20 protein-coding genes and 10 pseudogenes are annotated in these 26,568 nt (G+C 52.5%); 6 read left to right on the top strand and 24 right to left on the bottom strand.

What is annotated here, in order from left to right; translation table 11 throughout:
- Window positions 1-126: 126 nt before the first annotated feature.
- Window positions 127-414: pseudogene (locus A9587_RS22515) on the top strand (transposase); the annotation flags it as partial.
- A 5-nt stretch (window positions 415-419) separates the two neighbouring features.
- On the opposite strand, the gene A9587_RS25290 reads toward A9587_RS22515, so the two are convergent.
- From A9587_RS25290 to A9587_RS24800, 10 genes and pseudogenes are all read right to left on the bottom strand, one after another.
- Window positions 420-530 (bottom strand): Hok/Gef family protein, encoded by a 111-nt coding sequence (locus A9587_RS25290; RefSeq protein WP_236942022.1) that lies wholly within the window; start codon window positions 528-530, stop codon window positions 420-422.
- Window positions 496-612 (bottom strand): annotated as a pseudogene (locus A9587_RS25295) (DUF5431 family protein); the annotation flags it as partial. The pseudogene A9587_RS25295 and the gene A9587_RS25290, both read right to left, overlap by 35 nt.
- 148 nt (window positions 613-760) lie before the next feature.
- Window positions 761-1,547 (bottom strand): annotated as a pseudogene (locus tag A9587_RS22525) (plasmid SOS inhibition protein A).
- Entirely contained in the window at window positions 1,544-1,978 is a 435-nt protein-coding gene (psiB, locus tag A9587_RS22530; RefSeq protein WP_105264038.1) for a conjugation system SOS inhibitor PsiB, read from the bottom strand. The pseudogene A9587_RS22525 and the gene psiB overlap by 4 nt, the downstream one beginning before the upstream one ends.
- 68 nt (window positions 1,979-2,046) lie before the next feature.
- A complete protein-coding gene (locus tag A9587_RS22535) occupies window positions 2,047-4,005 on the bottom strand; it encodes a ParB/RepB/Spo0J family partition protein (protein ID WP_105264039.1) in 1,959 nt (652 codons plus the stop codon).
- A 63-nt stretch (window positions 4,006-4,068) separates the two neighbouring features.
- Complete coding sequence (locus tag A9587_RS22540) at window positions 4,069-4,302, bottom strand: DUF905 family protein (RefSeq protein ID WP_105264040.1); 234 nt, start codon at window positions 4,300-4,302, stop codon at window positions 4,069-4,071.
- 56 nt (window positions 4,303-4,358) lie between these two features.
- Complete coding sequence (locus A9587_RS22545) at window positions 4,359-4,844, bottom strand: single-stranded DNA-binding protein (protein ID WP_105264041.1); 486 nt, start codon at window positions 4,842-4,844, stop codon at window positions 4,359-4,361.
- A gap of 149 nt (window positions 4,845-4,993) precedes the next feature.
- Window positions 4,994-6,895, bottom strand: a complete 1,902-nt coding sequence (gene ltrA, locus A9587_RS22550) for a group II intron reverse transcriptase/maturase (RefSeq protein WP_000936285.1) — start codon at window positions 6,893-6,895, stop codon at window positions 4,994-4,996.
- A 613-nt stretch (window positions 6,896-7,508) separates the two neighbouring features.
- Window positions 7,509-7,586 (bottom strand): annotated as a pseudogene (locus A9587_RS25580) (single-stranded DNA-binding protein); the annotation flags it as partial.
- Window positions 7,573-7,779: a single-stranded DNA-binding protein gene (locus tag A9587_RS24800; protein WP_105264094.1), complete on the bottom strand. Its 207-nt coding sequence runs from the start codon at window positions 7,777-7,779 to the stop codon at window positions 7,573-7,575. The gene A9587_RS24800 and the pseudogene A9587_RS25580, both read right to left, overlap by 14 nt.
- A gap of 69 nt (window positions 7,780-7,848) precedes the next feature.
- Between A9587_RS24800 and A9587_RS25300 the strand changes: the two are divergent.
- Window positions 7,849-8,415, top strand: a pseudogene (locus A9587_RS25300) (hypothetical protein).
- On the opposite strand, the gene A9587_RS22575 reads toward A9587_RS25300, so the two are convergent.
- The 3 genes from A9587_RS22575 to A9587_RS22585 are packed head-to-tail and all read right to left on the bottom strand — an operon-like array spanning window position 8,396 to window position 10,646.
- A complete protein-coding gene (locus A9587_RS22575) occupies window positions 8,396-8,959 on the bottom strand; it encodes a methyltransferase (RefSeq protein ID WP_021548773.1) in 564 nt (187 codons plus the stop codon). The pseudogene A9587_RS25300 and the gene A9587_RS22575 overlap by 20 nt on opposite strands.
- 46 nt (window positions 8,960-9,005) lie before the next feature.
- Window positions 9,006-10,367 (bottom strand): DUF3560 domain-containing protein, encoded by a 1,362-nt coding sequence (locus A9587_RS22580; RefSeq protein ID WP_105263997.1) that lies wholly within the window; start codon window positions 10,365-10,367, stop codon window positions 9,006-9,008.
- 51 nt (window positions 10,368-10,418) lie between these two features.
- On the bottom strand, window positions 10,419-10,646 hold the full coding sequence (locus A9587_RS22585) for a hypothetical protein (RefSeq protein WP_000218654.1): 228 nt from the start codon (window positions 10,644-10,646) through the stop codon (window positions 10,419-10,421).
- Window positions 10,647-11,162: 516 nt separating this feature from the next.
- On the opposite strand from A9587_RS22585, the pseudogene A9587_RS25730 reads away from it, so the two are divergent.
- A pseudogene (locus A9587_RS25730) lies at window positions 11,163-11,653 on the top strand (hypothetical protein).
- On the opposite strand, the gene A9587_RS24805 reads toward A9587_RS25730, so the two are convergent.
- From A9587_RS24805 to A9587_RS25735, 6 genes and pseudogenes are all read right to left on the bottom strand, one after another.
- Entirely contained in the window at window positions 11,623-11,814 is a 192-nt protein-coding gene (locus A9587_RS24805) for a hypothetical protein (protein WP_097422143.1), read from the bottom strand. The pseudogene A9587_RS25730 and the gene A9587_RS24805 overlap by 31 nt on opposite strands.
- Before the next feature lie 48 nt (window positions 11,815-11,862).
- A complete protein-coding gene (locus tag A9587_RS22605; protein ID WP_105263998.1) occupies window positions 11,863-12,288 on the bottom strand; it encodes an antirestriction protein in 426 nt (141 codons plus the stop codon).
- A 348-nt stretch (window positions 12,289-12,636) separates the two neighbouring features.
- A pseudogene (locus A9587_RS25305) lies at window positions 12,637-12,741 on the bottom strand (DUF1380 family protein); the annotation flags it as partial.
- Window positions 12,728-13,006: pseudogene (locus A9587_RS22615) on the bottom strand (LpxL/LpxP family acyltransferase); the annotation flags it as partial. The pseudogenes A9587_RS22615 and A9587_RS25305, both read right to left, overlap by 14 nt.
- Before the next feature lie 203 nt (window positions 13,007-13,209).
- Entirely contained in the window at window positions 13,210-13,482 is a 273-nt protein-coding gene (locus tag A9587_RS24820) for a hypothetical protein (protein ID WP_172945926.1), read from the bottom strand.
- A gap of 79 nt (window positions 13,483-13,561) precedes the next feature.
- A complete protein-coding gene (locus tag A9587_RS25735) occupies window positions 13,562-13,762 on the bottom strand; it encodes a YnfU family zinc-binding protein (RefSeq protein WP_213078485.1) in 201 nt (66 codons plus the stop codon).
- 130 nt (window positions 13,763-13,892) lie between these two features.
- Here A9587_RS25735 and A9587_RS22625 point away from each other — a divergent pair, with 130 nt between their 5' ends.
- Complete coding sequence (locus A9587_RS22625) at window positions 13,893-14,126, top strand: hypothetical protein (protein ID WP_097762288.1); 234 nt, start codon at window positions 13,893-13,895, stop codon at window positions 14,124-14,126.
- Between the two features lie 19 nt (window positions 14,127-14,145).
- Here A9587_RS22625 and A9587_RS22630 read toward each other — a convergent pair whose 3' ends face one another.
- The 3 genes from A9587_RS22630 to A9587_RS22635 all read right to left on the bottom strand — a co-directional run bounded on the left by A9587_RS22630 (window position 14,146) and on the right by A9587_RS22635 (window position 23,336).
- Window positions 14,146-22,728 carry a GH36-type glycosyl hydrolase domain-containing protein gene (locus tag A9587_RS22630; protein WP_105281956.1) on the bottom strand — a complete coding sequence of 2,861 codons (8,583 nt, stop codon included), beginning with the start codon at window positions 22,726-22,728 and terminating at the stop codon, window positions 14,146-14,148.
- 155 nt (window positions 22,729-22,883) lie between these two features.
- Window positions 22,884-23,048 carry a YnfU family zinc-binding protein gene (locus A9587_RS25310; RefSeq protein WP_336595940.1) on the bottom strand — a complete coding sequence of 55 codons (165 nt, stop codon included), beginning with the start codon at window positions 23,046-23,048 and terminating at the stop codon, window positions 22,884-22,886.
- Window positions 23,049-23,123: 75 nt separating this feature from the next.
- Window positions 23,124-23,336 (bottom strand): cold shock domain-containing protein, encoded by a 213-nt coding sequence (locus A9587_RS22635; RefSeq protein ID WP_105264000.1) that lies wholly within the window; start codon window positions 23,334-23,336, stop codon window positions 23,124-23,126.
- A gap of 340 nt (window positions 23,337-23,676) precedes the next feature.
- Between A9587_RS22635 and A9587_RS22640 the strand changes: the two are divergent.
- A pseudogene (locus tag A9587_RS22640) lies at window positions 23,677-23,836 on the top strand (cold shock domain-containing protein).
- A 440-nt stretch (window positions 23,837-24,276) separates the two neighbouring features.
- Here A9587_RS22640 and A9587_RS22645 read toward each other — a convergent pair.
- Window positions 24,277-24,465 (bottom strand): annotated as a pseudogene (locus A9587_RS22645) (transposase domain-containing protein); the annotation flags it as partial.
- 60 nt (window positions 24,466-24,525) lie between these two features.
- Here A9587_RS22645 and A9587_RS22650 point away from each other — a divergent pair.
- Window positions 24,526-25,689 carry an IS110-like element ISEc45 family transposase gene (locus A9587_RS22650; RefSeq protein ID WP_105264001.1) on the top strand — a complete coding sequence of 388 codons (1,164 nt, stop codon included), beginning with the start codon at window positions 24,526-24,528 and terminating at the stop codon, window positions 25,687-25,689.
- On the opposite strand, the gene A9587_RS22655 is transcribed toward A9587_RS22650, so the two are convergent.
- Window positions 25,664-26,568, bottom strand: a 905-nt coding sequence (locus A9587_RS22655) for an IS3 family transposase (protein ID WP_105281957.1), incomplete at its 5' end; no start/stop codon positions are given. The genes A9587_RS22650 and A9587_RS22655 overlap by 26 nt on opposite strands.

Raw genomic sequence — 26,568 nt, forward strand, 5'->3', positions numbered from 1 at the left:
AAGCTATCGACTCAGACAGAAACGAAAGGCCGGGGTTATAGCTGAAGCTAATCCTGAGTAAAACGGTGGATCAATATTGGGCCGTTGGTGGAGATATAAGTGGATCACTTTTCATCCGTCGTTGACAGCGCGCTCGTTGGTGTGGCTCCTGTTAACCGTGATTCAGGAACGATGCGCGGGCGAAGAACCATATTTGGCGGAAGAATTGGTGCGCGAACCGCACTGTATATGGCCGCTCTTGTTGCTACCAGATTTAACCCTGTGATTAAAGCGTTCTACAGCAGGCTTTTGGCCGTTGGAAAGCCAAAGAAAGTTGCACTTGTTGCCTGCATGAGAAAGCTGCTGACAATCCTGAATGCGATGCTCAGGAAGAACGAAGAATGGGATATGTCATACCATTCGGTATCTCTTTAATTTTATCATTCAAGACAGTTGCTGTATCCGTCCTTCAGCCGGACTTCGCACAGACGATTCCGGGTCAGGAGTGTGAATATCAACAACGTGCAGCACACGATTAATACGCACCAGATAAGGGCGTTTCCCGGTAGTTTCATGGTTTACTCCTCCTTGCAATTTGCACGGTAAGAGGCCATACTGACGTGGACTAGACATGCAGAGGCCTCGTGGGTTAATGAAAATTAACTACGGGGCTTTTGTCCTTCTGCCACACGACAGGATAACAAACCACCTTCACGTCATGAGGCAGAAAGCCTCAAGCGCCGGGCACATCATAGCCCATATACCTGCACGCTGACCACACTCACTTTCCCTGAAAATAATCTGGTCGTTCATCCAGTTCACGGGCAATCCGTGTGATTGTTGCCGCATCACGCCGCCTCCCGGAGTTTGTTCGGCACCATCCACCGCTCCATCTCACGGACAGCGTGACCGGCCTCCCTTGCCGCCATACCAGCCTCTGCAATGACCTGCCAGAACGGCATATCCTGCCACTGCCAGCGTTCCATTCCGGCCAGTGACGGAAAACGCTCGCCCCACTGCCAGAACAGGGTTTCCAGGTCATGCTCTGCCACCCGGTCACTCCAGCGTGCATGCCAGCTTCCGACTGTTTCCGGCGAATGGAATGCCAGTTCGATTTCAGCCTGAGCGACCAGCGCCTGGTACGCACGGGCTTTCTGCTCTGCCTCCCGTGCCTGCTGGCGGCTGTACTTCTGCATGACCAGCGCGGATTTATGGCGACTGCGCTCCCTGACGCGGAACCGTACCGACGGGAACAGCCGCTCTGCTGCATCGCCGGGAAGGGGAAGGAGGCAGACCTCGCCCTGTGTTTCAATCAGCACATCAATGGCATACAGCCACTGAGAACGGTTGCCGCGCAGTTCTTCTGCGGTCAGGGACGGCATGAAAAATCGCAGGTCAGACAGCGATATCCTGCGGCTTCCGTTCAGACAGCGGAAAAACGCCCCTGCATACGGATATTCCGCCAGCATGTTTCCCTGATGGCGGCGTTTTTCCGTCTCCGCCACCGCCCGCCATGCGGCCTGTTGCTCTGTGCTGAGGGGAACAAGTGCCTGTGAACGTGCGCTCATACCTGACCTCCTTCCGCCATCAGGATATGGATGATGTCACTGACGCTGTATCCCTGTTCATCCAGTGACGCTGCCAGTGCCAGTGAATGGCTGACGGCTTCCGGTGCAAACCGCTGCTGCACCTGAACCACCGCAAACGGCTCACCACCGGCATTCACCAGAACCAGCACCCAGACCTGAGAGACATCACCCGGCGAACATAACGCCAGGTGGAAACGTTCGTGGGCAGGTGTGAAACGGACCTGGACGGGGAAAAAGCCCCCGAACTCGCTGCCGTACTCGCCGTTCAGCGTCCAGTTGTCCGGCGCATCCAGCTCCCGCATCACGGCGTGTGTCAGCTCACGACGTTCATCACTTCCGGCAGCCCGGATATCTTCGTATTCCTGTGCGCTCATGGCCTGTAATACATTCAGGGTCAGTTCAGTTTTCATCACGGTATCTCCCTTGCTGCCGCCCCGTCTCCGGCGGGGCGGCGTGATAAATGGTTTATAACTGGCGGTCAGGCGGCATCGGCCTGGTTGTCGGTGCGTTCAGTGGTATCCGTCTGTGGACGTGGAGCACACATCCAGCCAGGCACCCAGCGGTTGTCTTTCATATGGAACTCTGCATGTTCAGCCGCATCGCCTTTCTTCATTTTCTCCGCGTCCCGCGCGGCACCGGACAGTCCGGCCTCATTCAGGGCTGCGATAATCTGCGGCTTTTTCAGGTGTCCGAAGAAGTTCGCTTTTGTCGGCTGCCACCAGTCGCGCATGTGGAATCCGATAGCGGTTTCCAGCGGGTCAAGCGGACTGCGTGACGTGTGACCACACTCACGGGTCTGAACGCCGTGGATGCTGCACGCGGTACAGAAGCTGAGCAGGGACAACAGTACCTCCTGGCTGAGTGACAGGAACGTCGTCATGTCCCGTGACCATCCCTCCGGCAGCAGGGCTGCAAGACGGGCTTTTTCGGCCATCAGCGCCAGGAATGCGGCACCTTCCTTCCCCGATGGCGCATCGCTGGTCAGCGAATAATGTTTACATTCCAGGCTGATTTGTGCTGGTTTACTGTACGCTCCGCTGCCAAACACATTCAGGCAGAGCGTCCATGCCAGCAGTGCCAGGGATTTGTCCGGTTGCTGCATCAGTGCTGCCTGGACTGCCAGCGTGCGCTCTGAGGACATTTTCGTCAGCAACGGCAGGCTGACTTCCTCCACGGAGGCCTTTTCCTGCACCTGTTCCGTGCGGTCAGCGTCGTCAGCCACGTCATCTTCACTGCGCAACTGCACACCACGCTGGACACACACATTGCCGTAACGCCAGGACACCACCACACCGCTTCCGGCACGCATCTCCGGCGTCCACGCTCTGACCTTCGCCATGCAGCGCATCAGCTTCATTTCTGCTTCCAGCAGGTCGGATTCCTCACACTGATTTTCCGGCGCGTCGTAACGCGTCATCAGTTCGTTCAGGCGTTCTTCTTCCGCCTCCGTCAGCACCGCTTCCGGCTCCGGCAGACAGCGGTATGTTCCGGCATCCTCACGGCACTCACCGACAGGCTCCATGCGTCCGGCGCACCATTCCCAGCCTTCGGCTTCCCGAAGGTGTTCAGCGACAGCCTGGAGTTTTTCCAGCAGAGCGGCATCGAGCGCCACACGGTCGACATAACCGTCCCCGTCATCGCTGAACAAATCGGTGCGCAGTTCATCTGGCGAGAAGGCATCAGCCCCCACGAAGCGGAATTTACTGTTCCCCGCCACCGCCACTTCACTTTCCGTAATCAGGTTGCGGATAACCCGCACATCCGGTTTTCCACCCCATCCTGACTGGCAGGCGGCTTCAAACACCTGCACCTGACGCGCGGTGTCGTTCTCCAGCGCCAGCGCCTGACAGTGCTCTGTGGTGATGCGGTCTTCTGCCAGCGCATCGAGGATGACAGGCGCAAGGTCAGCCAGTTTCAGCATTCGCTGAACGTGGCGGGGTGAATAGCCCAGCAAATCACCGATTTGTGCAGGTGTTTTGCCTTCCTGCGCCATTGCGCGGAATCCGGCAATCTGTTCGGCTGGGTGCATATCCCGACGATGACCGTTCTCGGTCATCGATGCAGCCGTCGCCAGTTCCTGCGGAATAATTTTCACGCGGACAGGCCAGTCAGCCGGAATGATGCCACGCTCTGCCAGCATGTTGAGTGCTGCCAGTCGGCGACCACCTGCGGCGACACCGTGGCGGTCACCTGGCAGGGCATGCACGACCAGATTCTGTAACAGGCCGACACCTTTAATGGAGTCCGCCAGTTCGCTGACGGACTCCGCAGAATACGGCACCGTGCGTACATTCAGCGGTGACTTAATCAGTGAAGCCAGCGGCACGCTCACTTCCTCCGTCTGCGCCAGCAGGGCAGACAGGACGGTTTCCTGTGCTTTTGACAGTTTATGGCTGGATTTATACCCCTTTTTTGCCTTAGACTCTGTAACTGACATATATTTCTCCTTTAGCTGGGATGGTTGTATGTCTGCCGGACGTGTCCCCGTCCGGCACCTCTCTTACTTAAGAATGCCGAAATCCCTGATGACATGGTTCATCCAGTACCCGGCACCGTCCTCAAAATTCCAGGTGCGCCAGACCATTACACCGTTATTGCGGACAACCAGTCGAAAATGTTCGCCGTGGTCATCCTCGATAAAGACGTTCCGGTACTGTACGGCAACGGCTTCAGCCTGTTCGCGGGTAAAGGAGCCGTCAGGCAGCCCCTGAAGTATTCTGAAATATTCGCTCATCCTCATCTCTCCGGTGATGCCCCGCACTGGACGGGGCGGTTGTCACAGTCAGTCGTTCAGAACGGGATATCATCTGAAAACCCGTAATCGTCACTCTCCGGCGGTTGCGACTCCGGCTGCGCGGCCTTACGTCCACGGCCTTTCGTTTTCGCGCCTCCTTTTTTCGTTTCCGGCTGTGGTTCCGGCTGAGGCTGACCGCTGAACTGTTGTGCCTCTTCCGGCTGAGTCTGTGCACCTGCGGCACGTCCCAACATCTGCATGGTGCCCGTGGTCTTAACAAGAATTTCAGTGACGTAACGGGTGATACCGTTATCTTCCCAGCTACGGGTACGGAGTTGCCCCTCGATGTAGACCTGCGCGCCCTTGCGCAGATATTCGCCAGCCACTTCCGCGAGCTTGCCGAACAGCACCACGCGATGCCATTCTGTCTGCTCCCGCATCTCCCCTGTCTGTTTGTCACGCCAGGTTTCCGACGTGGCCACCTGCAGGTTTGCCACTGCGCCCCCGTTGGGGATGTAACGGACTTCCGGATCTTTTCCCAGGCGGTAGGGTAGGGTACGTGTGGTCTTTCAAGATAAATGGCGAATATGTCCTGCTTATCTTGAGTTAGATCACCGTTACCCCCCCTCCGAACCGTACGTGCACCTTTCAATGCATACGGCTCTCCATTGCTAGCTTATTGGGGATAAACTCATTTAGCAGAATCCCCGCTTGAGACAGGTGGTTGCAGGAGTATTCTTCCCTTTTCCTGTCTCAGATCGGGTAGTTTTCCGCTATGTAACTTGTCGTGGCAACTTGCGCACAAAATCATCGTTTTCCGGCGGCGTGCGATCATCATTAGTTGCCACAGGCTGGGTTTATATCCGGCCTTACGACCTTTCTTCAGGTCTTTTAGCTTTCTGACATGATGTACTTCGCAGCGCCCAGTCTTCGCACAATACTCGCAGATCCTTGCCCCTAATCGACGCATGATCTCTGTTGTGCGGGTTGTGATATGTGCGGTTCTCGGTTCCGTATCGACAATCGTTGTTCGGTTGCGATTGACATGTTTGAGTTTGAAAACCTCAATCTTTCGGGATCCATTTTTGGCCTGAACGGTAATAGCCAGATCTCCATTATTTTGCCGTAGCGATTTGGCGACTTTATTCACTGAACTACGTCGTTTATTCGCTAGGGTCTTAAAAAGGCTTATTTGCCATATGAAATATAATTTTGATAATTTATATTTCATGTCCAGCGCCAGACTGTAGTAGTTCGCCAATCCGCGCATTTCCGCGTTGAAAGTCAGAACAATTTCAGCTTCACTGAGATTTTGTAGACTTGAACGATGTACAGCCTTCACATTCTCATAACAGCCATATTTCTTTTGGTGACAAAATTTAGCGGCTATATTGTCAGGAACGAAGAGCTGCACAATTCCTGTGGTGGATCTCCGGAGAGCGTGCCGCCCTTGCATTTTCTGCTTCAGCAATTTCTTTGCATCTGCCTGTCTGATTTCATAGCCTAAAAAATTAACTCCTTCTGAGATATGGCGGATCCTGGTCTTTGCTTCATTAACTTCCAATCCCAGTGAAGTAGTAATAAAGTTTCTGACCTGTCTTGATATATGTTCAGCATCTTTCTTCGAGCCGATGACACCGATTACGAAGTCATCAGCATATCGAACATAGTACATACGCCTGAAGTTTGGATCGTTCATGACCTGAGATGGTATAGAACGTTTTTCTTCAAGCAGTCGTTCAATTTCTTTCTTTATGGCTTCTTTTTCTGATTCAGAATCAGTTGCCATACCGTCTACTTTCTTTCGTAGTTTATGAATCTTGTGGGCCAGCCTGTTCATATCTGGATTCGCTCTTCGTTTTGTACCGCTTGTATATGCAGGAATTAAGTTCTGTTCTACAAAACGGTCCAGTTTGTCGAGGTATATATTTGCCAGTAAGGGAGAAATTATCCCACCTTGTGGCGTGCCAGAATATGAGCGATGGTATTTCCAATTGTCCACATATCCTGCCTTCAGCCACTGTTCGATTAATTTCAGGAAATTCTTATCCTTAATTTTCTCTGCCAGTGTATTCAGCAATAGTTTGTGGGGGATATTGTCAAAGAAACCTTTGATATCAACATCCACGATCCATTTAACTCCGTTCCAGACTGGACGAATAGATCTGAGCGCAGTTTCACACGAACGTTTTGGTCTGAATCCATGAGAGTGTTCAGAGAATACTGGTTCATAAACCCTTTCCAGAATAATTCTTGCTACTTCTTGCGCCAGTTTATCGTCTCCACCTGGAATCCCCAGCGGTCTGGTTTTTCCGTCCTTTTTTGGGATCTGAACTCTGCGTACAGGTTTCGCTACGTATTCTCTACTCCGCAATGTTTTTGCCAGCTTCTCTGCTCTTTCGATAGAGAAGCCATCAATGGTATCTGTTGATACACCTTGAGTCAGTGCACCTGCATTGGCCCGTATATTCACGTAGGCTTGCAGCCACAGTCCGGGCTCACACGCAATTTTGTATAGATTACGTACTGGATACCCTTTTTTTGAAGCATCCTCAATTCCATCTAATCTTTTCTCAAGTTCATCAGGCAGCATTGGCTAACCCTCCTCTTAGAGATTGATGTATCTAACAACTGTCTCCCTTCCCCGCAGCACTGTGAGGCTTTCATCTCCCTTCCGGTTGATTTATACCTTTGCTGCTTCCGTATAATGCGGACTGCCGTAGCCCATTACAGGCCGACCTTGAGTACTATGGAGACTCCGCTACCATGCTGGGTATAAATCCAGTTTAGGTAGTCCCGTAGTTTCACGGTGTGGAGATGCGATGTACTTAGGATGTCTTTCGATCGTTTAACTATTTCATCAATAGCTGGCCCGTTAGAGTGGTCACAATCAACGTAGGGCGGATTTCTTGTGCTATTACGGGAATAACGCTTCAATCGTTCTGCGTTATTGGTTTCCTGTTTCCCACATAGATCTCGACTTCAACAAACCCAGTTTATCCATATACATCTTGCATTGAGTGGTGATACTTATAACGATTTCCGTATTCACCACCCTTTTCTGTGGATGCTATGTTCACCTCTCCTTTTCAGGATCTCCGAGCCTGTTACCAAGCGAGGCTAACCACAGTATGCAATGGCTATACCACTAAGCCATGTTGCTTTTCATGCAACACTCCATAAAACACCGCGCTTCAACGGCGCACACCGACAAGAATGACCTTGTTAATGCCACGAACTGCCATGATGTGCCTCCTTCTGTTGATGTTTTCAGCCCCCATCACCCGTTGAGTTTCGGGAGCCGCGGTTTTGACGTTTTGCGGGGACCTGCCGTTTGTTCCCTCCGGTATTAACCATCACCCGTTTGAGAACCTTCGCCGCAAGGGGCATCACTGCCACGGCCGGAAACGACTGTCCGGGGGCAGACCGCAAAAGTTTTTGCCTGCTTCCGGGCAAAAAGTTTTGCGGGATGTGCATTTCACCCCTGGACTGGCGGAGACGGTTGTGGCTGTCTTTGCCCCCGGCGACAGGGACTCATACGGGTGTGTGGCACCGGACACAACAACGGGCAGGGACCCGCCGCAACGACGAAGAGCGCGTGCGCGAAACGGCGTTGCCCCTCACATCCCGGCGGCCTTTTGCCGGGATGCCAGGAGCGCAGGTCACGGCGCGACAGAGGCGGCGCGACCGGAACGGTCGCTGCAAGCCGGGGGTTTGGCGTCAGGGATGGAAGCCCGCCAGGGCGGAGACAGCTTCGCTGGCTCCGTTCACGACAGCCCGCCCCGCCAGGGGGACGCCCGGAAAAGGCATAAGCAGGAGAACAACAAAACAGACAGTAATGAGAGCATCAGAAAAAAGAAGAACAGTAGCAGTAGCAGTAGCAGTAGCAGTAGCAGTAGCAGTAGCAGTAGCAGGAACAACAACATCATCAGTAACAGACAAATGACAGGTCTGAAAAGACAGAAGCCCCCATCAGAACGTCCGCGTAATGGAAGGGGCGGCGCGTCAGCGCGGCCCCTTTCAGCGCCACCGGCGCGCGGTCTTTTCCCGGCGCGGGCAGACAGGCATTTATCCTCCCGCCTGCCCGGCGTCATCAGGCCCGCAGACGAATAATCATCGTCGGAACACGGGTATAAGCAAACGTACCGCGTGGCAGCTCCTCGCGGACGTCAGAAAACGGTAACAGCTTCTCCTGCTGGCGCGGCCCGTTCAGACAGACGGCAACCAGCACGCCCCCCGGACGCAACAGGGAAAAAGCCCGCAGGATATGCCGGATATCCTGCCCGTGACTGAACGGCGGATTCATGATAATCCGGCTGTAATACTGCACCGGCTGCCATTCCATGAAGTCGCAACACTGTACCCTGACACCGTTAAAATTGTCCCGCAGATACCGGACCAGCCCGCTGTTAATCTCCACCGCATCACACATGGCCCCCGGTGCGGTATCCCGAATCGCCCGCAGTATGGCCCCGGTGCCGGCAGAGGGTTCCAGAATGTGATCACGGTTGCTGATCTCCGCCAGCGTCACCAGGCGATCACAGACCGGGGCAGGAGTCACAAAAAGCTGAGATTCAGCCCGGATTTCAGCAACCGGCGCGGCGTTATCCAGCCTTGCGCGCATCAGCCGGATACGTTCTTTTAACTGACTGTGCATGTCATTATCTCCGTCATCCCCCGGGGATTTCCCGGGGGGATATACCTTATTTCTGTGGGATTTCCGTAATTTTCATGTCGGTGATATACACATTCACCAGGCGGAAATTGTTGTCCATTGTGCGGCGGTAACGATATGCCCCGTGCTCTTCTGCCTCTGCCACACTGCGCACGGCCTTACAGTCCCGGGGCAGGGAGGCCCACTGTGCCTTTGTCATTTCCCGGAAACCTTCCCCCGGATAGTTGACTACCGGCGGACGCTTCGCGGCCTGTCTGGCGACGGCAGCCTCTTCTGCCGATGGCGCTTTGTAGTCCGTGATGCGATCGGGCGTCACTTTCATCGTGCCGCTGTACCCGAGAAAACTGTAATTTGGCGTTGTGACTGAACTCACCGCCCCGTTGCTTTTGTTCACGCGAATGATGGTCAGCCACTCGCCCCGGCTGCAAATCTGCCCGCCCGGCTCAAAATCCTGTGTCCGGGTAACCACACCACCGCTTTCGTCCAGCATGGCACGCTCATAGATCAGGCGGTTCTGATAGTGGTTAACCCAGCGTTGTTGACGCTGAATCTGCCGTTCATGACAGCGGATCGCAATTTCGCGGGCCTGCTCCGTGGTGATGATGTCATCATCCAGGGCCGACCATAACGATCGACTTCCTTCATACTGGCTTTTTTCTGCCGGACGCGGGTACTTATCCAGCGGGAAACAGGCGCTGATATGGTCATGACTGCTGATGAGTTTTGCCATATTCAGATCCAGCGATTCAGCCTGCCACATCGTCAGATATTTCTGCGACTGCGCGATGGTCTTTTCAGCCTTTCGCAAATCAGCTTCGATTTTTTTGATACGACGCCAGCGAACATCCGGACGTTCTTTATACTTCGCGTGAAGCAGTGCCGACCGCGCCCGCTCTTCCCAGTATTCCGCACGTTCAAAGAGCATCACGGCACGTTTCATGCCGTTTTCAATACGCTGCGCATCACGACGGGCGCGGCGTTCGCTGTGATGCCCCACAAGAATGGGCTGACCGGGCGGGATCATCGCGGCCAGTCTTTCCACTTCATCAAGTGCCTGTGCGGATTCACTGGCCCGCTTTCCGCTGTATCCGGTAAACCGCTCCGCCCGAGCTTCCTGACGTTCAGCGAGCGTGCTGTCTTCATCCTCAATCTCTCCGGCAAGTGAGAGGAGCACGTCTTCCCGGCCCGGTGTCCAGGCCGGCGCCACAAACAGCGCCTGTTTTGGTGCCCAGCGGAAACCGGCATCATGCACTTTTTTATACGTCTCCGGGTCAAGACGTGACGCGGCATACAGGCGCAGTTTGTTGTCATCCGGTGAGTAGGTCGCGCGGTACATCTGCACAGGGCTGGCGGCTTCCGGGGCGGTCATGGTGATTGCTGCTAATGTCATAAAATGTTCTCCTTCCGTCTGTTGCCGCCCCTCGCGGGGCGGCTCACCTCATCAGTTAAAAGCGCGTTTCAGTTCGAGTGTGCGGAGCACCTGCCCGAAAGCCGTGTTTTTCATGGCGGGGATGTGTACACCACGTCCCCGGTGAAAACTCCGGGCTATGTGTCGCCCGAAGGCTTTCAGCACGGGGTCAATTTCCGGCGCGGGGATGTCTTCGCGTCTGAAACGGGTATGACGGGGCTTTACAGCCGCTGAGGAAGGTGAAACAATACTTACCGTCATAAATGAATCTCCTTATGGCGTAGGTTAGATGAAGCCGCAGAGGCTGTTCGTGCAGTCTCTGCGGCGTGGATTAAGCAGGTCACTGACCTGCTTTTTTCATATCTGCATCTGACGTTTTCCGGTGTATTCCTCCTTCTGTTTCTGCGTTCTCATTACCTGCCAGCCGGATAGCTGACAGAACACATAAATGCGTATTGCCGGAGCCTGAAATAAATCCTGATTTTTAAAGAACATCACCCGTTGAGTTTCGGGAGCCGCGGTTTTGACGTTTCGCGGGAACCTGCTGCTGTATTCCCTGTGGTATGAACTTCACCCGTTTGAGAACCTTCGCCGCAAGGGGCATCACTGCCACGGCCTGACGCACCTGTCCTGGGCAGAACGCAAAATTTTTTACCGGGTTCCGGGTAAAAAATTTTGTGGGCTGTTCATTTACCCTGGACAGTCAGTGCGGCAGGTTGTGGCTGTATCAGCCCCCGGCGACAGGGACTCAAACGGGTGTGTGGCACCCGGCAGGCAATGAGCAGGGACCCGCCGCAACGACGAAGAGCGCGTGCGCGAAACGGCGTTGCGCCTTACATCCCGGCGGCCTTTTGCCGGGATGCCGGGAGCGCAGGCCACGGCGCGACAGAGGCGGCGCGACCGGAACGGTCGCTGCAAGCCAGGGTTTCGCGTCAGGGATGGAAGCCCGCCAGGGCGGAGACAGCTTCGCTGGCTCCGTTCACGACAGCCCGACCCGCCAGGGGGGCGCCCGGGAAAGCCATAAACAGGAGAAGAACGGAAAGAACAGGAAGAACAACAACAGTAACAGGCACAGTAACCACAGAAATATAACATCAGGAAAAAACATTCCTGACACATCACAAACGGGAAGGGTAACGGGCGACGCGTCAGCGTGGCCCGCTTCCCTTCCGGCAGGCGTCAGCCTGCCAGGGGTTTTCGCGCGGGCTGACAGGCGGCCTATACCGCCTGCCCTGTATCACCTGTTTCTGCTGCCCTGTAAGATGTAGTGACCGCCCAGGAAAACAGCCTGCTGATTCGCCACAAAATCGCAGATTTCATCAACAATCTGCGCAGTGGTGAACGGTTTCTGCCCCATTTCACGACGCCGCGCATTAATCACGGCTTTGTAATTGCGCAGAATTTCGCGGGTTTCCGTGCTGATGTTCATTTTTCTTCGCCTCCTTTACAGGGGCGGCATTGCCGCCCCGTCCGTTAATCAGTCCAGTGCCGCGTAAATCGCGTTGCATTCGGGGTGAAATTCGATGTGGCTCCACAACTGCGCATCACGCATCCGGTAAAGCTGAGTCAGCCCCGCATCGCTGCTGTCGTGGTACAGCCACAACTGACGGTTAATCACAAGGGAAGTCAGAATGATGCCTGCGGCATCAGCACTCACGGTACGGTCAAACCAGTTTGCACCGTTCACCATGTGGAAACGGTCGCCATCCGGCATCATGTAACCGCCACCGTCCGGCAGGCGGATAAAGTGCCAGAATCCGCCTTCATATTCCGGCATCATTTTTTTCGCCAGCGCGTATACAGACGCTTCGGCATACAGAAAATCCTGGCCAAACAGGTAAGGCAGAAAGGAGAGACGGTCGCACTCTTCAACGTTCAGAGTGACAGGTTTCGCATATTGCATGATGTTTTCCTCCGTTGTTCACATACTCCGCGACACCGGGCGGTGCCGTGCCTCCATAAAAGCCGGGCGATAAGGCGGGGATGCAGGGGCGCAAGGGAAGCCGCAGCCTGACGCACACGGCTGACGGGAGTTGAAGGGGACGGACGCGTTTTCGCGGACGGACGGCCGGAAAATCACGGCAGACGGGAAGGAGGGACCGGGTGACCGCCGCGTTCATTTTACCCTTGCATCCCCGCCAGCCCGGCTAAGATGGAGGCACGGCACTGCCCGCACACAACACGACGGCCACATAACTGAAACCCCACAAGGCCATGCCCTGCATGGCCGGGTAAAGCGGAGCCGGCGGCGACTTCCTTTCAGCAGGCTGCGGGCCTGATCAACCATCGCCTGTCGGCGGGTGACGCATTCCGGGACGGCAAGGCCGTTATCGCGGGCGGCCCATTCCCGTTTCCATCAGTCCCAGCCCGAGAGAAACAAAGTTTTTATTGACCATCTGGTTCCGGGTAAACGGTGTCATCCCTGGAAAGCAGAGTTCGATATTTCTAATCGCAATTCCTTCCCGGCATTTCAGAAAGGGGCTGGATATTTTTCCAAGGCCAGAACCCAGAATATGTAAAACCGGATAAGGAAGTTGAACGAGAAGCCACAGCAGACCCAAACCAGACCAGGTAAGCCAGTGGCGAGGATGAAGTAAATTATGAGTAAAAGTTTGTGCCATAAATTTCCTTAATGCTAATGAAGGTTATAACGCAAAAGGAAAACAATGAGGCAATTCGTCTTTAGCGATGCATTTTGTTTTAGACAATTTAAATTCATCTAAATTAAGAAAAAAGTAATTTTGCAATGACTGGTAAAGAATTTAAAGAGTCATGAATAAATTGTAAGCCAGCAAAGTTATTCTGTTATAAATCCATGGATTTATCATTGATACTCAAGAAATTGTCTTCTTGATTCATCATCCTCAAGGTATTCAAAAGAAAGAAGGCGAATCTGGGTAAGTTTATAAAACCACTCGCAATCGTTTCGTTGAATAATATCGCCAGGCTTGAAACATATCCCGGATGCCTCCCGGAGAATCGCATATTTGCCATTACTAAACCTGACCCGGTGAATACAGAAAGGTTGACCGGCCTGCCCATGACAGCTGTTCGAAAGGATATATCCTTCAATAAAAACAGATTTTTTAGATTTCATTATCATGCCCTCAACAACTGCAGTACAGGAGAAATCTTGTCATTTACCGTCATCACTGACGTTAAGTAGCAGAAGCTCATCAGCCGCCGATACACCAGCATTCTGAAGGTCTGAACAACAGCCTGCAGGCAGGGCACTCAAGAACCGCATCTTTTCTTAGTTTACCGGCTTTCTGATCAGCTCTGTGTGCGCATACCGGGCAGGCAACATGAACCGTTCTTTCTTTAAAATACCTGAGCCCTTTTTGTATAAGACATAAATAATTCTCTGAGGAACACAGTAATTATTATACGCTTTAATATAAAAATAGCTGCCATAAGTTATGTTAAGTTGTGTCTGAATCGGGATATCAGATATTGAAAATTGAACGTCACATTTATGATATACTACCCTTCCGTGAGAAATTTATGATGAAATCAGAAGACACCCTTGACTGGTATCCGGCACAACTACCGCCAGTGAAAATTATTCTTGGCGAAGCTGTGCTGTCTGTGGGTAAACAGAGCCGACCGATTAATACCCGCACCTTGCTGGAATACCTTCAGGTCATGCAGGACAAACAAAAAAGGCGAGATGACAAAATCGCCATGCAGACTGCGATTGATGTTCTCAAGGATAATCAGCGCATTAACGGCAGACGTTAATGCGCCTCCGGGATCAGTGTCAGTTCTGAATGATCTCAACCTTATGGTTTTGTCCATCATCCTTCAGCGGTATTCTGTCATCAGGGAGGAGAACACCATCCAGTGTCACGCGATATTCTGCATTGCCGCGTGAGACACTAATCTGATAATGGCTTTCGCCATACTGATAAGCAATAGAAAAAGACGGCCATGCCTCCGGTAACCGGGCATGAACAGTAAAATCAGCGCCGGTGCGTTTTATTCCCAGTAACTCCTCGGTAAGTAAACGCCAGGCCCAGCCTGCAGAACCGGTATACCAGCTCCATCCTGCACGTCCGGTATGGGGAGCGACGCTGTAGACATCAGCACTCATGACATAAGGCTCAGCTTTATAAATCCCGACAGAGCCCGCATCCAGAGTATGATTAATAGGGTTGAGCATAGACCAGAGTTGCCAGGCACGTTCGGCATTCCCCATCCGGGCAAATGCCATCACGGCCCAGATGGCGCCATGAGTATACTGCCCTCCGTTTTCCCGCACACCGGGCAGGTACCCCTGTATGTAACCCGGATTTGGACCGTGTCCATCGAAAGGAGGCGTTAACAGTTTAATTAGTCCCCCTTCGTTATCCACAAGGTGCTTATCCAGCGCCTGCATGGCCTTTGCACACCGTCCCGCGCTCGCGGCCCCGGACAATACAGACCAGCTTTGCGCAATCGCATCAATCCGACAGTCCTGTGAGGCTTTCGCCCCCAGGGGAGTCCCATCATCAAAATACCCGCGCCGGTACCATTCACCATCCCAGGCGTGGGCTTCGAGATTGCTTTGCAGGCGCAGAGCCTGTAAACGGCACATCGAGGCGACACTTTCATCCAGCCTGCGCTCCGCCAGTGCAGCAAACCGCTGCAAAATATCGTACATGAAGAAACCCAGCCAGACGCTTTCACCTTTGCCTTCGATACCCACCCGGTTCATCCCGTCATTCCAGTCACCAGCCCCCATCAGCGGCAGGCCATGCTCCCCGAAGCGAAGTCCATAGTGAATAGCTTTGAGGCAGTGTAACCAGAGTGTCTCTTCGGTGCCGCTGATAACCGGCGTGTCATAGACTGACTCCTCACCAGGCTGAAGCGGGCGGCCTTCCAGATAAGGGATGCGTGTTTCCAGTGCATCCATATCCCCCGTCGTTTCAACATAGTGGCAAACAGCAAGAGGAAGCCACAGGTAGTCATCGGAACAGCGAGTACGTACACCGTTTCCGTGTGGCGGGTGCCACCAGTGCTGCACATCACCCTCGATAAACTGCCGTGATGCACAGAGTATTATCTGCTCACGCATCCGGTCCGGAGCAGCATGACTCAGTGCCAGCGTATCCTGCAGCTGATCGCGAAAACCAAATGCACCGCCAGACTGATAGTAACCACTGCGGGCCATAAGGCGACAGGCGACTGTCTGATACAACAGCCAGCCATTGACCAGTAAATTTACGGACGTGTCGGGGGTGTTAACCACGATTTTATCGAGCACATTGTGCCAGTGGTTATGAATCCGGTTCAGCTCCTGGCGGACCGTATCCTCGTTCATGTAACGGGCCAGCGTCTCCTGAGCACAAACATCGTTCTCTTCTGCGCCGAGGATAAAAATAAACGTCCTCTGATCCCCATCAATTAATGTTACCGTCGATTGCACCGCCCCGCAGGGATCCAGACCAGCACCCGTGTTACCTGAAAGCCTGCGCAGTTTCATGGCCGACGGCGCGTGAAGGGAACCATTACGGCCGATAAACTCCCGGCGGTCCCCTGTCAGCGAACAGTCATTACCACTGACGGCAAAAAATGCAGTTCGGTCGCCACCATTATCACCATAAAAATTGTTCGCCAGCACCCCGCAACCGCCAGGCGTTCTGGCCGCATGTGTCACAATGTGAGGGGCTGAGCGAGTTCGGGATTCACCCAGCGTCCACTCCACATAGCCAGCTACGGAAAGTTTGCGTGTCCGTCCCGAAGAGTTACTGAGCGTCAGGAGTACCAGTTTAACTGGCGCCTCTTCGGCAACCAGGACCGTCAGCTCGCTGTCTATACCACTTTCACGATGGGCAAAGACGCTGTAACCAAAACCATGTCGGGTCAGGTAATCACCGTGTCCACGAACAGGCAACGCTGTCGGTGACCAGTTTTCCCCGGTCTCTTCATCACGCAGATAAAACGCCTCGCCAGAGCGATCGCTCACCGGATCGTTCTCCCAGGGGGTTAATCGATATTCATGGGCATTCTCATACCAGGTATAGGCCTGTCCTGCATCTGAAATCACGCTGCCAAAACAGGGGTTTGCCAGTACGTTTGACCAGGGAGCCGGTGTCTGCGCATTTTCCCGCAGAACAATTTGATATTCCCGCCCATCCTGAGAAAATCCACCGACCCCATTGAAATAGCATAACTGACTGATATCGGGGCTCCAGTCCGTATGTTGATTACGCTCGCGCACAGCACGCGGAATGAATGCTATGGCCGGCGATTTCAGGGTACGAATACGCTGGTTAAGCTGCTCATTAATACTCCCTGCGCGGTCATCAAGATAAAGACAGGCCACGCTCATCAGAAGCAACTTATCTTCTGCGGAGAGATGCTCGCCATTACGGACAAAAAGCCCGCCCGTTTTGTCCAGCAGACTGACTTCAGACCCAGCATAAATTAACTCCATAATCTGATTTTGTAATCCCTGCTGGTAGCCGTCGGGGCTGTTATTCAGGATAACCAAATCAACATCCAGTCCTTTCTGTCGCCAGTAACGGTGTGCCTGAATCAGTGTAGTCACTGAGGCGATACTTTCTTCGCCGGTTATACTGAACAGCACTATCGGCAGATCGCCTGAAATTGCCCAGCCCCACAGACCGGACTGACCGCGCCGGTTGCGGCTGATCGCCTGGCCTTCGGCGCGTAGCTCCTCGACAGGGTAAAGCACAGCGCTGGCGAGACGATTAAACAAAGTTGCATCATCTTCACTGGCATTCATCTGGCGTAATACCACCAGACTGTGAGACCAGGCCAGTTCAAAGACGCGATCGGCAATAGGGTAATCGCGATATTTTTCCAGCAGCGCCAGGCTCTGCTGACGGGTCTCGCTGATACCATAAATGATATCAATCGTGACCGGATGCCCCGGCTGTAGAGTGATGGCGTGGCGAATCGCCAGTATCGGATCCAGCACTGACCCCAACGTGTTGCTGAGCGTCCCCCCCGCCTTTATTGCCAAGGCATCAGCAGGGTTTCTGCCACGACCAAGAAATTTTGCCCTGTCCGTTTCAAACGAGACGTTATGTCGGTTATCGCCATGCACCACCATCATGTGAAACAGGCAGGGGCTCGCTTCATCAGGAGCGCGCGGGCGCCGGTGGCAAAGAATGGCGCCACGCTCAGGATCCAGCTCAGTCTGAATAAACAGATTGCTGAATGCCGGGTGTGCCAGATCGCTGGCATCAGGGGCCAGTACCACTTCGGCATAGGTTGTCAGCTCCAGAGAGCGAGGCTTGCGACCACGATGAATCAGTGTGAGTCGTCGTATCTCAACATCATCCTCCGGGGAGACTACCACCTTCGTTTTGACGCTGAGCCCCCCGAAGGTGCGTCTGAATTCAGCCCCCGCATCAGTGAAGAAAACTTCCTCGTCTTGTCCGCTGGAGTTGCCTGTCGGTTGCCAGGTGTTGCTCCATACATCCCCCGTCTGTGTATCACGGATGTAGCAGAATGCTCCCCAGTTATCACGGGTGGTATCACTGCGCCAGCGTGTTAGTGCAATATCGTTCCAGCGGCTGTAACCACCGCCGCCCGCGGTCAACATCAGATGATAATGGCCGTTGGACAGGAGCTGAATATCAGGAGTTGGTGTATCCACGCTATAGAAGATACGGGGTTCATAGCGGACGGGTTTGACCCTGCCTTCATGAGATTCAAAATGACGGCGCGGACTGTACAGATCGACCGCATCCGGCACGCGCTCCTGTAACAGCAGGCTCGCTGACCGGAATACCGTACTGGACATGAATCGTTCAGTCATGGGGGCGTCAAGCAGCACATGAGCCAGTGCCTGAAATGCCATACCCTGGTGATGCGCCATCCAGGACTGTACCACCGCATAGAGCTGGCCGGTTGCGAGGCGTGAAGGGGTATAGTCCAGCGCTTCATAAAAGCCGTATTCGCCGTGTGCGCCATTTTTTTGCAGCCTGAACAGGTTCTCACAGGCTCTCTGTGGAGAAACCATCAGCGCCAGCATTGCGGCGTATGGTGCGACAACCATGTCATCGGCAAGCCCCCTGCGCAGACCAAGCCCCGGTACGCCAAATGCCTGATATTGATAATTATGTTGAACATCAAAAGAATGATAGCCAGACTCGGAAACACCCCATGGTACCCCGCGTTCTTTTCCCCAGTGAATCTGGCGCATAACCGCCGACTGACTCATTTCATCGAGCAGGCTACCGGGCCAGGTGGGCATCACCAGATTCGGCATCAGGTATTCAAACATGGACCCGCTCCATGACATCAGGGCAGTTTCATTATCAATCGTGGTAAACAGTCGCCCCAGCGTGTACCAGCTTTTAAGAGGTAGCTGATTAGTCGCAATGGCAAGAAAACTGGTCAGGCGGATTTCAGACGGCAGGAGATCGTAGTAGCTCTTGTCAGGCGTATCCGTATCACAGTTATAACCGATACAGAGCAGACTGGTTGCTTCGCTGTACAGAAAGGCGAAATCCATCCGGGCATGCTCTTCCAGTCGCTGTTCAAGTTCGGTGATAATATTGAGTCGCATTCGGGCCTGCTCCGTCGCTGACGTCGGCAATGTTCCTGTACCGGTTAATGTCAGACGGGCAAGCTCGCTCAGCGTCGGCAGCGTCTGTTCGTTCCACGATACAGGTAACCAGCCAAGCAACAACGACCACTCATGGCAGAACTGAACCAGTTGATTCTCCAGATGTCCTGCCCAGCGAATCTGAAGGGGTGACCCCTGATGACATAACGTGGACAGATGGTTGCACTGTATGCTCATGTTTTTCAGTTCACTGAAAAACGCCTGTGGAGAGAGTGACACCGCGCTCAGGCAGTGTTTGCGCAGCAGTCGCAGGCTGTCAGGTGGGTTCTGACCCCACTGTTTTTCCAGAATATCCAGAGTATCGTTCAGACCTGCCAGTATCTGTTGGCTGTTTAAAACAGGCTGATGACGCATGGAGGACAGCCCTGCACGCAGGGTCAACAAATGCCCGGCCATATTGCCGCTGTCGACGCTGGAGATATAGCGTGGACTGAGGGGGATCAGCGTACGGGTGTCATACCAGTTGTAGAGATGGCCCCGGTAGTGCTCCATTTTGTCCAGCGTGTCGAGCGTGAGCGACACGCGCCGGAGCACCTCTCCGCCGGGCAGGTAGCCAAAGTCCCATGCCGTCAGGTTAGCCATAAGGGAAAGACCAATATTGGTAGGGGAAGTGCGATGGGCCACCTTCGGTTGCGGTATTTCCTGATAATTATCAGGCGGAAGCCAGTTCTCTTTTGCTGTGGCAAAGGTTTCAAAAAAAGCCCAGATTTCACGGCTGGTCTGGCGTAACAGCTGTTTTTGTTCCTGATTTGGCGAAAAAACCTTACGCACGGGCTGGCGACTCAACCAGCTCATCAGCAGCGGTGCCACACACCATAACAAACCGATCGGCAACGCAATCCATAGTAGCTGGGGGGCAAATTGTCCGGTCAGTATTATCAGCGTCACGCCACCGACAACATTCAGCCACATCGCCTGATAAAACCGCACAACAGCGGGTGTGGACTGATTGCTGTCCTGGCTATGACTGACCCACTGGCTAAGGCCACGCCTGCTGATCCCCACTCGCCATAGCGTCACGGCAATCGCCTTCAAAGAATATCCGGCTTCGTGCGGCAGTATCGCAAAATTAATCCCGATACCTGACAGACGCTTCAGCGCGCCCGCCCCCACCAGTAACAGATGCGGCTTCAGGCGGCGGCGCAGAGGTTTATGCAGAAGGTCATGGGTGATGCAGAGGATGGCTGGCAACAGCCAAATCAGTGACAGTATGCCCAGCCAGTAAACCGGATTGGGTACCCAAAGCAGGGTGAAGTACAGCAATACCAGTAAAGAAGGGGCTACCAGACTGCGACGTAGATTATCGAGTAATTTCCAGTAAGAAAGCGCAGTCAGCGGATTCCTGGCCCGGGTTCCATCGGCTTTTCTGACGCGTGGTTTCAGCCAGTTAAGCAGTTGCCAGTCACCCCGGATCCAGCGTGAACGGCGTGCAACATCCGACAGATAATTATTAGGGTACTGTTCGTAGAGTAACACCTCACTCAGCAGACCCGAGCGCGCATAGCACCCTTCGAGTAGGTCATGGCTGAGAACCAGATTTTCCGGGCAGATATTAGCAGTGGCCTGCACAAAAGTATCGACATCATAAATCCCTTTGCCCACGAACGATCCTTCCCCAAAGAGATCCTGATAGATATCCGAAGACATCATCGAATAGGGGTTATTACCCGGTATGCTGCTGCGCAGGGCGGCGTAACGCCCCTGACCGTTGCGTGGTATCTCCTCCGCAAGACCGGGCTGCAGAATGCCAAATCCTTTGACAACCCTCTGGCGTACCGGATCATACTCTGGCGTATTCAGCGGATGCGCCATTGCCGCGACCAGTTTATGTGCCGTATCGCGCGGCAGCACCGTATCACTGTCCAGGGTAATGACGTATTTAATGTAGCCTGGTAAAAGGTGAACAGGCATGTCCGCAACGCTGACGAATTGCGTTTCCGGATGGCGCAACCAGCTGTTCAGCAACGCCAGTTTTCCCCGCTTGCGTTCATAGCCCATCCACATCCCTTCCGCGGGGTTCCATTCAGGCTGGCGGTGTAGCAGATAAAAACGTGGGCGACTGGAGGGATAGCGGCGATTGAGTGCCTGCGTATCGGCGATAGCCTGTCTGAGCAGTGCATGATTTTCCGGCGCGGGTTCATTTTCAGAATCAGCAAAATCAGTGAGCAGCGCGAACCTGAGATTTTCGTGTTCATTCCCCAGCCAGCAGACTTCAAGACTGGTGAGGAGCTGGCTGAAACTTTCGTGGCTGGTCAGCATGCAGGGGATGACTAACATGGTGGCGCTGTCAGCGGGAATGCCGGTTGAAAAATCCATCCCCGGCAAGGGACGAGGAACGCGAAAACGGGTGGTTGCGTCACTGAGTAAATCACTCATTAACTGCGTTAAAGCGATAATCAAAGGCAGTATCACTGCGATCAACAGCCACTGTGCGCCCTGTATGGCTGTTTCGAGCAATATTACCGCGGTCGTTGCGGTGGTCAACAACGCCAGGCTTCCAAGCCATGACAGCAGGGTTATTCTGTTGAAACTGTGCCGCAAGCGTATGAGCCCTGAAGTGTCTGCCAGGAGATGAATTTCCAGCGCCTGCCGGCCTTCACCCGCGAGATAATAACCAACATGATGTTCCGGTGTATCAGGCGCTTTTTCCTCTGAAAGCGCCAGCACTCTGTCAGCAACCTCAGGCTCACTGAGACCACTGTCTCTGGCCAGGACCTCAACTACGTGCCGGTAATGATCCCGGGTATTGAAGTGCATCCGGGGATAGATCCCGGCAGGATCCTTGCTTAATGCCTGTTCAACGACGCTTATCGTTTCGGCGAAATCAGCCCAGTCTGTTTCACCCAGTAATCGCAGACCTGCGATGCTGTTACTGACAGACAGCTGGCTGGCGGCAAGCTGTTGATTGAAACTATGTATGAGAACGTCGGTGGTGATCCCCTGTTCCCGAAGACACTGATCAACCCAGGTCAGAGGTAACGACAGCGCATTCCCATGCCCCTGCAGGCGCCGCACCAGCTCTGCAACAAACGCACAGGTTAATGGGGGGCGGGAGCGCGCCATATCGGCAACTACCATGATTAAATCACCGGGTGCACTCTTTGCACATTCGAAAATCTTGGTTATCCACGTATCGGCCAGGTTTCTGTCCTGCTGGGCTTTTATCACTTCCATGCTGATACGACGAAGATTTTCAATCAGCGCCAGGCGCAGCATTCCCGGTAACGCCCAGACTTCACCAAGCGTTAGCGGGGTCACCTGTTGATAGGCTGTAAGATAACTGGTCAGGCTGGCAGCATCCCAGCGGCCATCGCCGTGAGCAATGGCCTCTGATGCGATATGATAAATTCGTGGGCAATTAAGCGGCGATATCAGCGACGGGAGACCTTTTCCAAAACTTTTCGGCAAGTGCTGGCGGACGGTGCGGATTTGTTCCTCAATAAGATAATAATTGTCCAGCAACCATTCACCGGCGGGCATGATACTGGTCTTTTTACCCGCGTTAAGCTCATAGCAGTTTTGGGTGATGACGTCCTCATTGTCGCCAAGCCTTTTCAGAAGATAATAAGGATGTTTATCCGGCGATACTTTATGAGTCCGCGCCAGCTTCTGACCGTAGCGTTCCATCTGGACGGTCGAAAAGAGTTCAGACCGCGGAGTGCTTTCGCTTGCAGGATCGTTCGCCGAAAACGTTACGTTTCCGGCAGCATTCATCGGGATACGGGAGCGGTTAAACCACGCTCTGGGGTTCATTTTCATAGCATTGCTCTGATGCAGCGTTAGCACGCAGGAACAGTTGCGAAATCAGTTCAGAAACGTTCTCTCAGGATGGACGTAAAGCATCAGGGATTTAACAACTGCCGAAATTTAACTTAAGTATAGAGCATGGGCTCTGAATGCTGTTTTGGTTGGGACTAGCGTCGGGAGATAAACAGAGCCTTACAGCCGGGGCAAAGCAAGGCCTGTTTGCTCCGGATTTTTGACAAGGGTTGAGCTGATTTTAAGCCACAAACAGGGCAGGTGGCGGTAGACGCACCGCTGAAAAGTTTCATTGCGTAATTGATAACAGACATAACCATTAACCTTTCAATGAATAAGCTTCACCGTATCACATTTGGTTGAGTTTTAATCTATTTATTTTGAAGCACTGAAATTCAGAAAAGGTAGATGTTCGCAGCCACAGGCCCCCTGTTACCGTTGATACGGCAAAATTCTATGGAACTTCCTGGGATGAGTAATTCTGATTGGCGGGGGTTAACGGCTGAAATGTGAAGCAGATCGTCTTTTCGGCTATCAGGAGGGATGATGAGACCTTTAACACTAAGAATGTTATAACTTTTGACAATTCCTGCCATTTTGTAGGACAAGTCAATTCCTGATTGAAAACACGTAAAGACTAAACATTGAAAATAGCATACAGCTACTTTTAGTTTCCTTGCAGGACCACTGGACGTCTAAAATATAATTTGCTTATATTGATTCTCTGTGCCTTAATCAATCCCACCAGTTCGATGTATTAACGAACGTTAAACATTTTCCGGGCAGCCCTCATTACCAGACGCTATCGCTGATATCCCCTCCTTATGAGTCCATACGATTAATACTATACGTTTACTATCAATACAATCATGTATAACGGGAGTTAGTATGTCATCAAGAATTACAGGCCTGGTAAAATAGTTTGACGAAGACAAAGGTTTTGGTTTCATATCATCCTTTTGATGGCAGCAAAGATATCTTTGCCCATTTTTCTGCACTTAATGACGACAACTTTAAAAGTTTATTTGAAGGACGGAAAGTACAATTCGCTATTCACCGCGGTGAAAAAGGTCCTACTACTGCAAACGTAACACTTTGCGATAAATAAATCATTGTGGATCTGCAATAACGATGAAGGATTATTCCTGAGTAGACCGATTCATAACTTAAATCAGATGAAAGTCGTTTATTCTTAATATCAGGTAAGCATATTTTTTCGCAATCATGAATGTGCTGACCGATGTGATGAAGTACAGGGCTGCTGCATGAAAGTCTGAAAGCAGAAGCTAAATGCTTGTTAAATAATAAAGTGCGTAAGAGGCGAGGCAGCCTCCGAAAGCATCACGTCTTTGCTTTTACCTTAATGACATCAGCCAGTTAACATTCACGAGAGAACAGGGTAATGAAATATGATAAAAGTCCTTGTTTTCTTTAATGCAGAATCCTGTAAAGTCATGACTGTTCTGGAAGGTATATCCTCTATCAGGCAGGAATATCCAAACGGTGAAGAAACATATCGTAAGCGTCAACGGAGCACCGTATGGACGCTTATTTATTGGTGAGTACTACGTTCCATGGCAGGAGTTCATCAACACGGTTGGAAGGCCATTCCGGCCGTACGCTCAGGATATGGTGCAGATATGCTTCCGGATCGATACTGTTCAGACGGCAGGTACCGATCAGACCGTACAGCAGTGCGCCACGCTCGCCGCCGTGATCGCTGCCGAAGAACACGTAGATGATATGACCTTTATATACTCACTATAGCATTGGTGGGATATTCCAGAGGAGATCATCATGCATTCGGAAAATATTGCGGCTTACGTCGGGCTGGATGTGCATAAAGAAACGTTGGCGGTTGCTATTGCTGCACCTGAACGGCTTGGCGAAGTTCGTTATTATGGTACGATTAACAACGAAGCCCAGGCTGTACGTCGATTATTTCAGAAATTGCAAGGACTTTACGGAAACATTCTTTCCTGCTATGAGGCTGGCCCCTGTGGTTTTGGGCTATATCATCAACTCACAGCGATGAATATAAAATGCCAAGTTATTGCCCCTTCCCGGATACCAAAATCACCGACAGACAGAATCAAAAATGATCATCGGGACGCAATTTCTCTCGCCAGGTTACTGTGGGCTGGAGAACTTACCCCTGTCTGGCTCCCTGACCTGACTCATGAAGCTATGCGGGATCTAATCAGAGCCCGTGCAGCAGCTAAACGAGACAGCAGAGTTGCCCGACAGCGAATTCTGAGCATGCTATTGCGAACAGACAAACGTTATGCTGGAAAGCATTGGACAGGAAAACACCGAACCTGGTTAGCTAATCAATCACTTAGTCAGCCATCTCAACAGATTGCTTTTCAACACTATTGTCAAAGTCTGGAGCAGATTGAAGATCGCATACTTCAACTCGACCAGGAAATATCTCGCCTGTTACCTGAGTGGTCTCTGTGCAATCTGGTCTGCCAGTTGCAGGCTCTTAAAGGTGTTGGTCAGCTAATCGCAATAACCCTGGTTGCTGAACTGGGTGATTTTTCGCGATTTTCCAATCCCAAACAGCTCATGGCTTTTTTGGGACTGGTGCCAGGTGAATATTCCAGTGGAAACAGTATTCGTCCCAGAGGAATAACAAAAGTTGGAAACAGCGAACTGAGACGTCTGCTTTACGAAGCCGCCTGGTCTTATCGTACACCTGCAAAAGTTGGTGCATGGCTTATATATTACCGACCGGATTCTGTAACACAATATTCCAAAGATATTGCATGGAAAGCTCAACAACGATTGTGTTCTCGTTACCGAAGTCTGACAGCAAAAGGGAAAAAATCACAAGTAGCCATTACGGCGGTGGCTCGTGAGTTGACTGGATTTATGTGGGATATTGCACTCGCTGCCCAATCATCATTCAGTCAGCAGAAGCAAAATGTAGTGGTCAACAAAAACTGGCCACCGCTTTAGAGTTTTTCCAGTATCGGTTTTCCGATTCATTTGGTGGCAACCCACCGTTATATTCGTGCGGCCTGAGCGCGTTGTAATACCCAACGATATAGTCCGTTATTTCATGGGCAGCATCGCTGAAGTTCATGTAACCCGTCACCGGTATCCACTCGTTTTTCAGACTCCTGAAGAAGCGCTCCATCAGGCTGTTATCCCAGCAATTTCCTCGTCGACTCAGACTCTGTTTGATCTGGTAACGCCACAGTAACTGCCGGAACTGCCTGCTTGTATAGTGGCTGCCCTGATCGCTGTGGAACATTACCCCGGCTGGTTTACTGCGGATTTCCCAGGCCATTTTCAGCGCTTTGATGGTCAGTCTGCTGTCCGGAGAGAACGACATTGCCCAACCTACCGGTTTCCTTGCAAACAGGTCGAGAACAACGGCAAGGTATGCCCAACGTTTCCCCGTCCAGATGTACATCACGTCGCCGCACCATACCTGATTTGGCTCTGTCACTGCGAACTGCCGCCCAAGGTGATTCGGGATAGCGACATGTTCACGACCACCTCGTTTATAACGGTGCGCAGGCTGCTGGCAACTGACCAGTCCCAGTTCTTTCATGAGCCTGCCGGCAAGCCAGCGCCCCATTCTGAAGCCTCTCAGGGTTGCCATTGTGGCGATGCTTCTTGCCCCGGCAGAACCATGGCTGATGTTATGCAACTCAAGTACCTGACTGCGTAATACAGCCCGTCTGCCGTCTGGTTTTTCAGGACGGTTTTTCCAGTATCTGTAGCTGCTGCGATGAACCCCGAACACATGGCAGAGTGTGACCACAGGATAATGCGCTCTGAGTTTCCCGATTATCGAGAACTGTTCAGGGAGTCTGACATCAAGAGCGC

The organism is Escherichia sp. MOD1-EC6162 (assembly GCF_002965125.1).
GTDB classification, from domain to species: Bacteria; Pseudomonadota; Gammaproteobacteria; order Enterobacterales; family Enterobacteriaceae; genus Escherichia; species Escherichia marmotae.

What these genes read in the sequence shown, in the direction of transcription:
- psiB (WP_105264038.1), bottom strand. Translation starts at nt 1,978, where the DNA reads ATGAAAACTGAACTGACCCTGAATGTATTACAGGCCATGAGCGCACAG.
- A9587_RS22535 (WP_105264039.1), bottom strand. Translation starts at nt 4,005, where the DNA reads ATGTCAGTTACAGAGTCTAAGGCAAAAAAGGGGTATAAATCCAGCCAT.
- A9587_RS22540 (WP_105264040.1), bottom strand. Translation starts at nt 4,302, where the DNA reads ATGAGCGAATATTTCAGAATACTTCAGGGGCTGCCTGACGGCTCCTTT.
- ltrA (WP_000936285.1), bottom strand. Translation starts at nt 6,895, where the DNA reads ATGCTGCCTGATGAACTTGAGAAAAGATTAGATGGAATTGAGGATGCT.
- A9587_RS24800 (WP_105264094.1), bottom strand. Translation starts at nt 7,779, where the DNA reads ATGCACATCCCGCAAAACTTTTTGCCCGGAAGCAGGCAAAAACTTTTG.
- A9587_RS22575 (WP_021548773.1), bottom strand. Translation starts at nt 8,959, where the DNA reads ATGCACAGTCAGTTAAAAGAACGTATCCGGCTGATGCGCGCAAGGCTG.
- A9587_RS22580 (WP_105263997.1), bottom strand. Translation starts at nt 10,367, where the DNA reads ATGACATTAGCAGCAATCACCATGACCGCCCCGGAAGCCGCCAGCCCT.
- A9587_RS22585 (WP_000218654.1), bottom strand. Translation starts at nt 10,646, where the DNA reads ATGACGGTAAGTATTGTTTCACCTTCCTCAGCGGCTGTAAAGCCCCGT.
- A9587_RS24805 (WP_097422143.1), bottom strand. Translation starts at nt 11,814, where the DNA reads ATGAACATCAGCACGGAAACCCGCGAAATTCTGCGCAATTACAAAGCC.
- A9587_RS22605 (WP_105263998.1), bottom strand. Translation starts at nt 12,288, where the DNA reads ATGCAATATGCGAAACCTGTCACTCTGAACGTTGAAGAGTGCGACCGT.
- A9587_RS24820 (WP_172945926.1), bottom strand. Translation starts at nt 13,482, where the DNA reads ATGAAATCTAAAAAATCTGTTTTTATTGAAGGATATATCCTTTCGAAC.
- A9587_RS22625 (WP_097762288.1), top strand. Translation starts at nt 13,893, where the DNA reads ATGAAATCAGAAGACACCCTTGACTGGTATCCGGCACAACTACCGCCA.
- A9587_RS22630 (WP_105281956.1), bottom strand. Translation starts at nt 22,728, where the DNA reads ATGAAAATGAACCCCAGAGCGTGGTTTAACCGCTCCCGTATCCCGATG.
- A9587_RS25310 (WP_336595940.1), bottom strand. Translation starts at nt 23,048, where the DNA reads ATGGTTATGTCTGTTATCAATTACGCAATGAAACTTTTCAGCGGTGCG.
- A9587_RS22650 (WP_105264001.1), top strand. Translation starts at nt 24,526, where the DNA reads ATGCATTCGGAAAATATTGCGGCTTACGTCGGGCTGGATGTGCATAAA.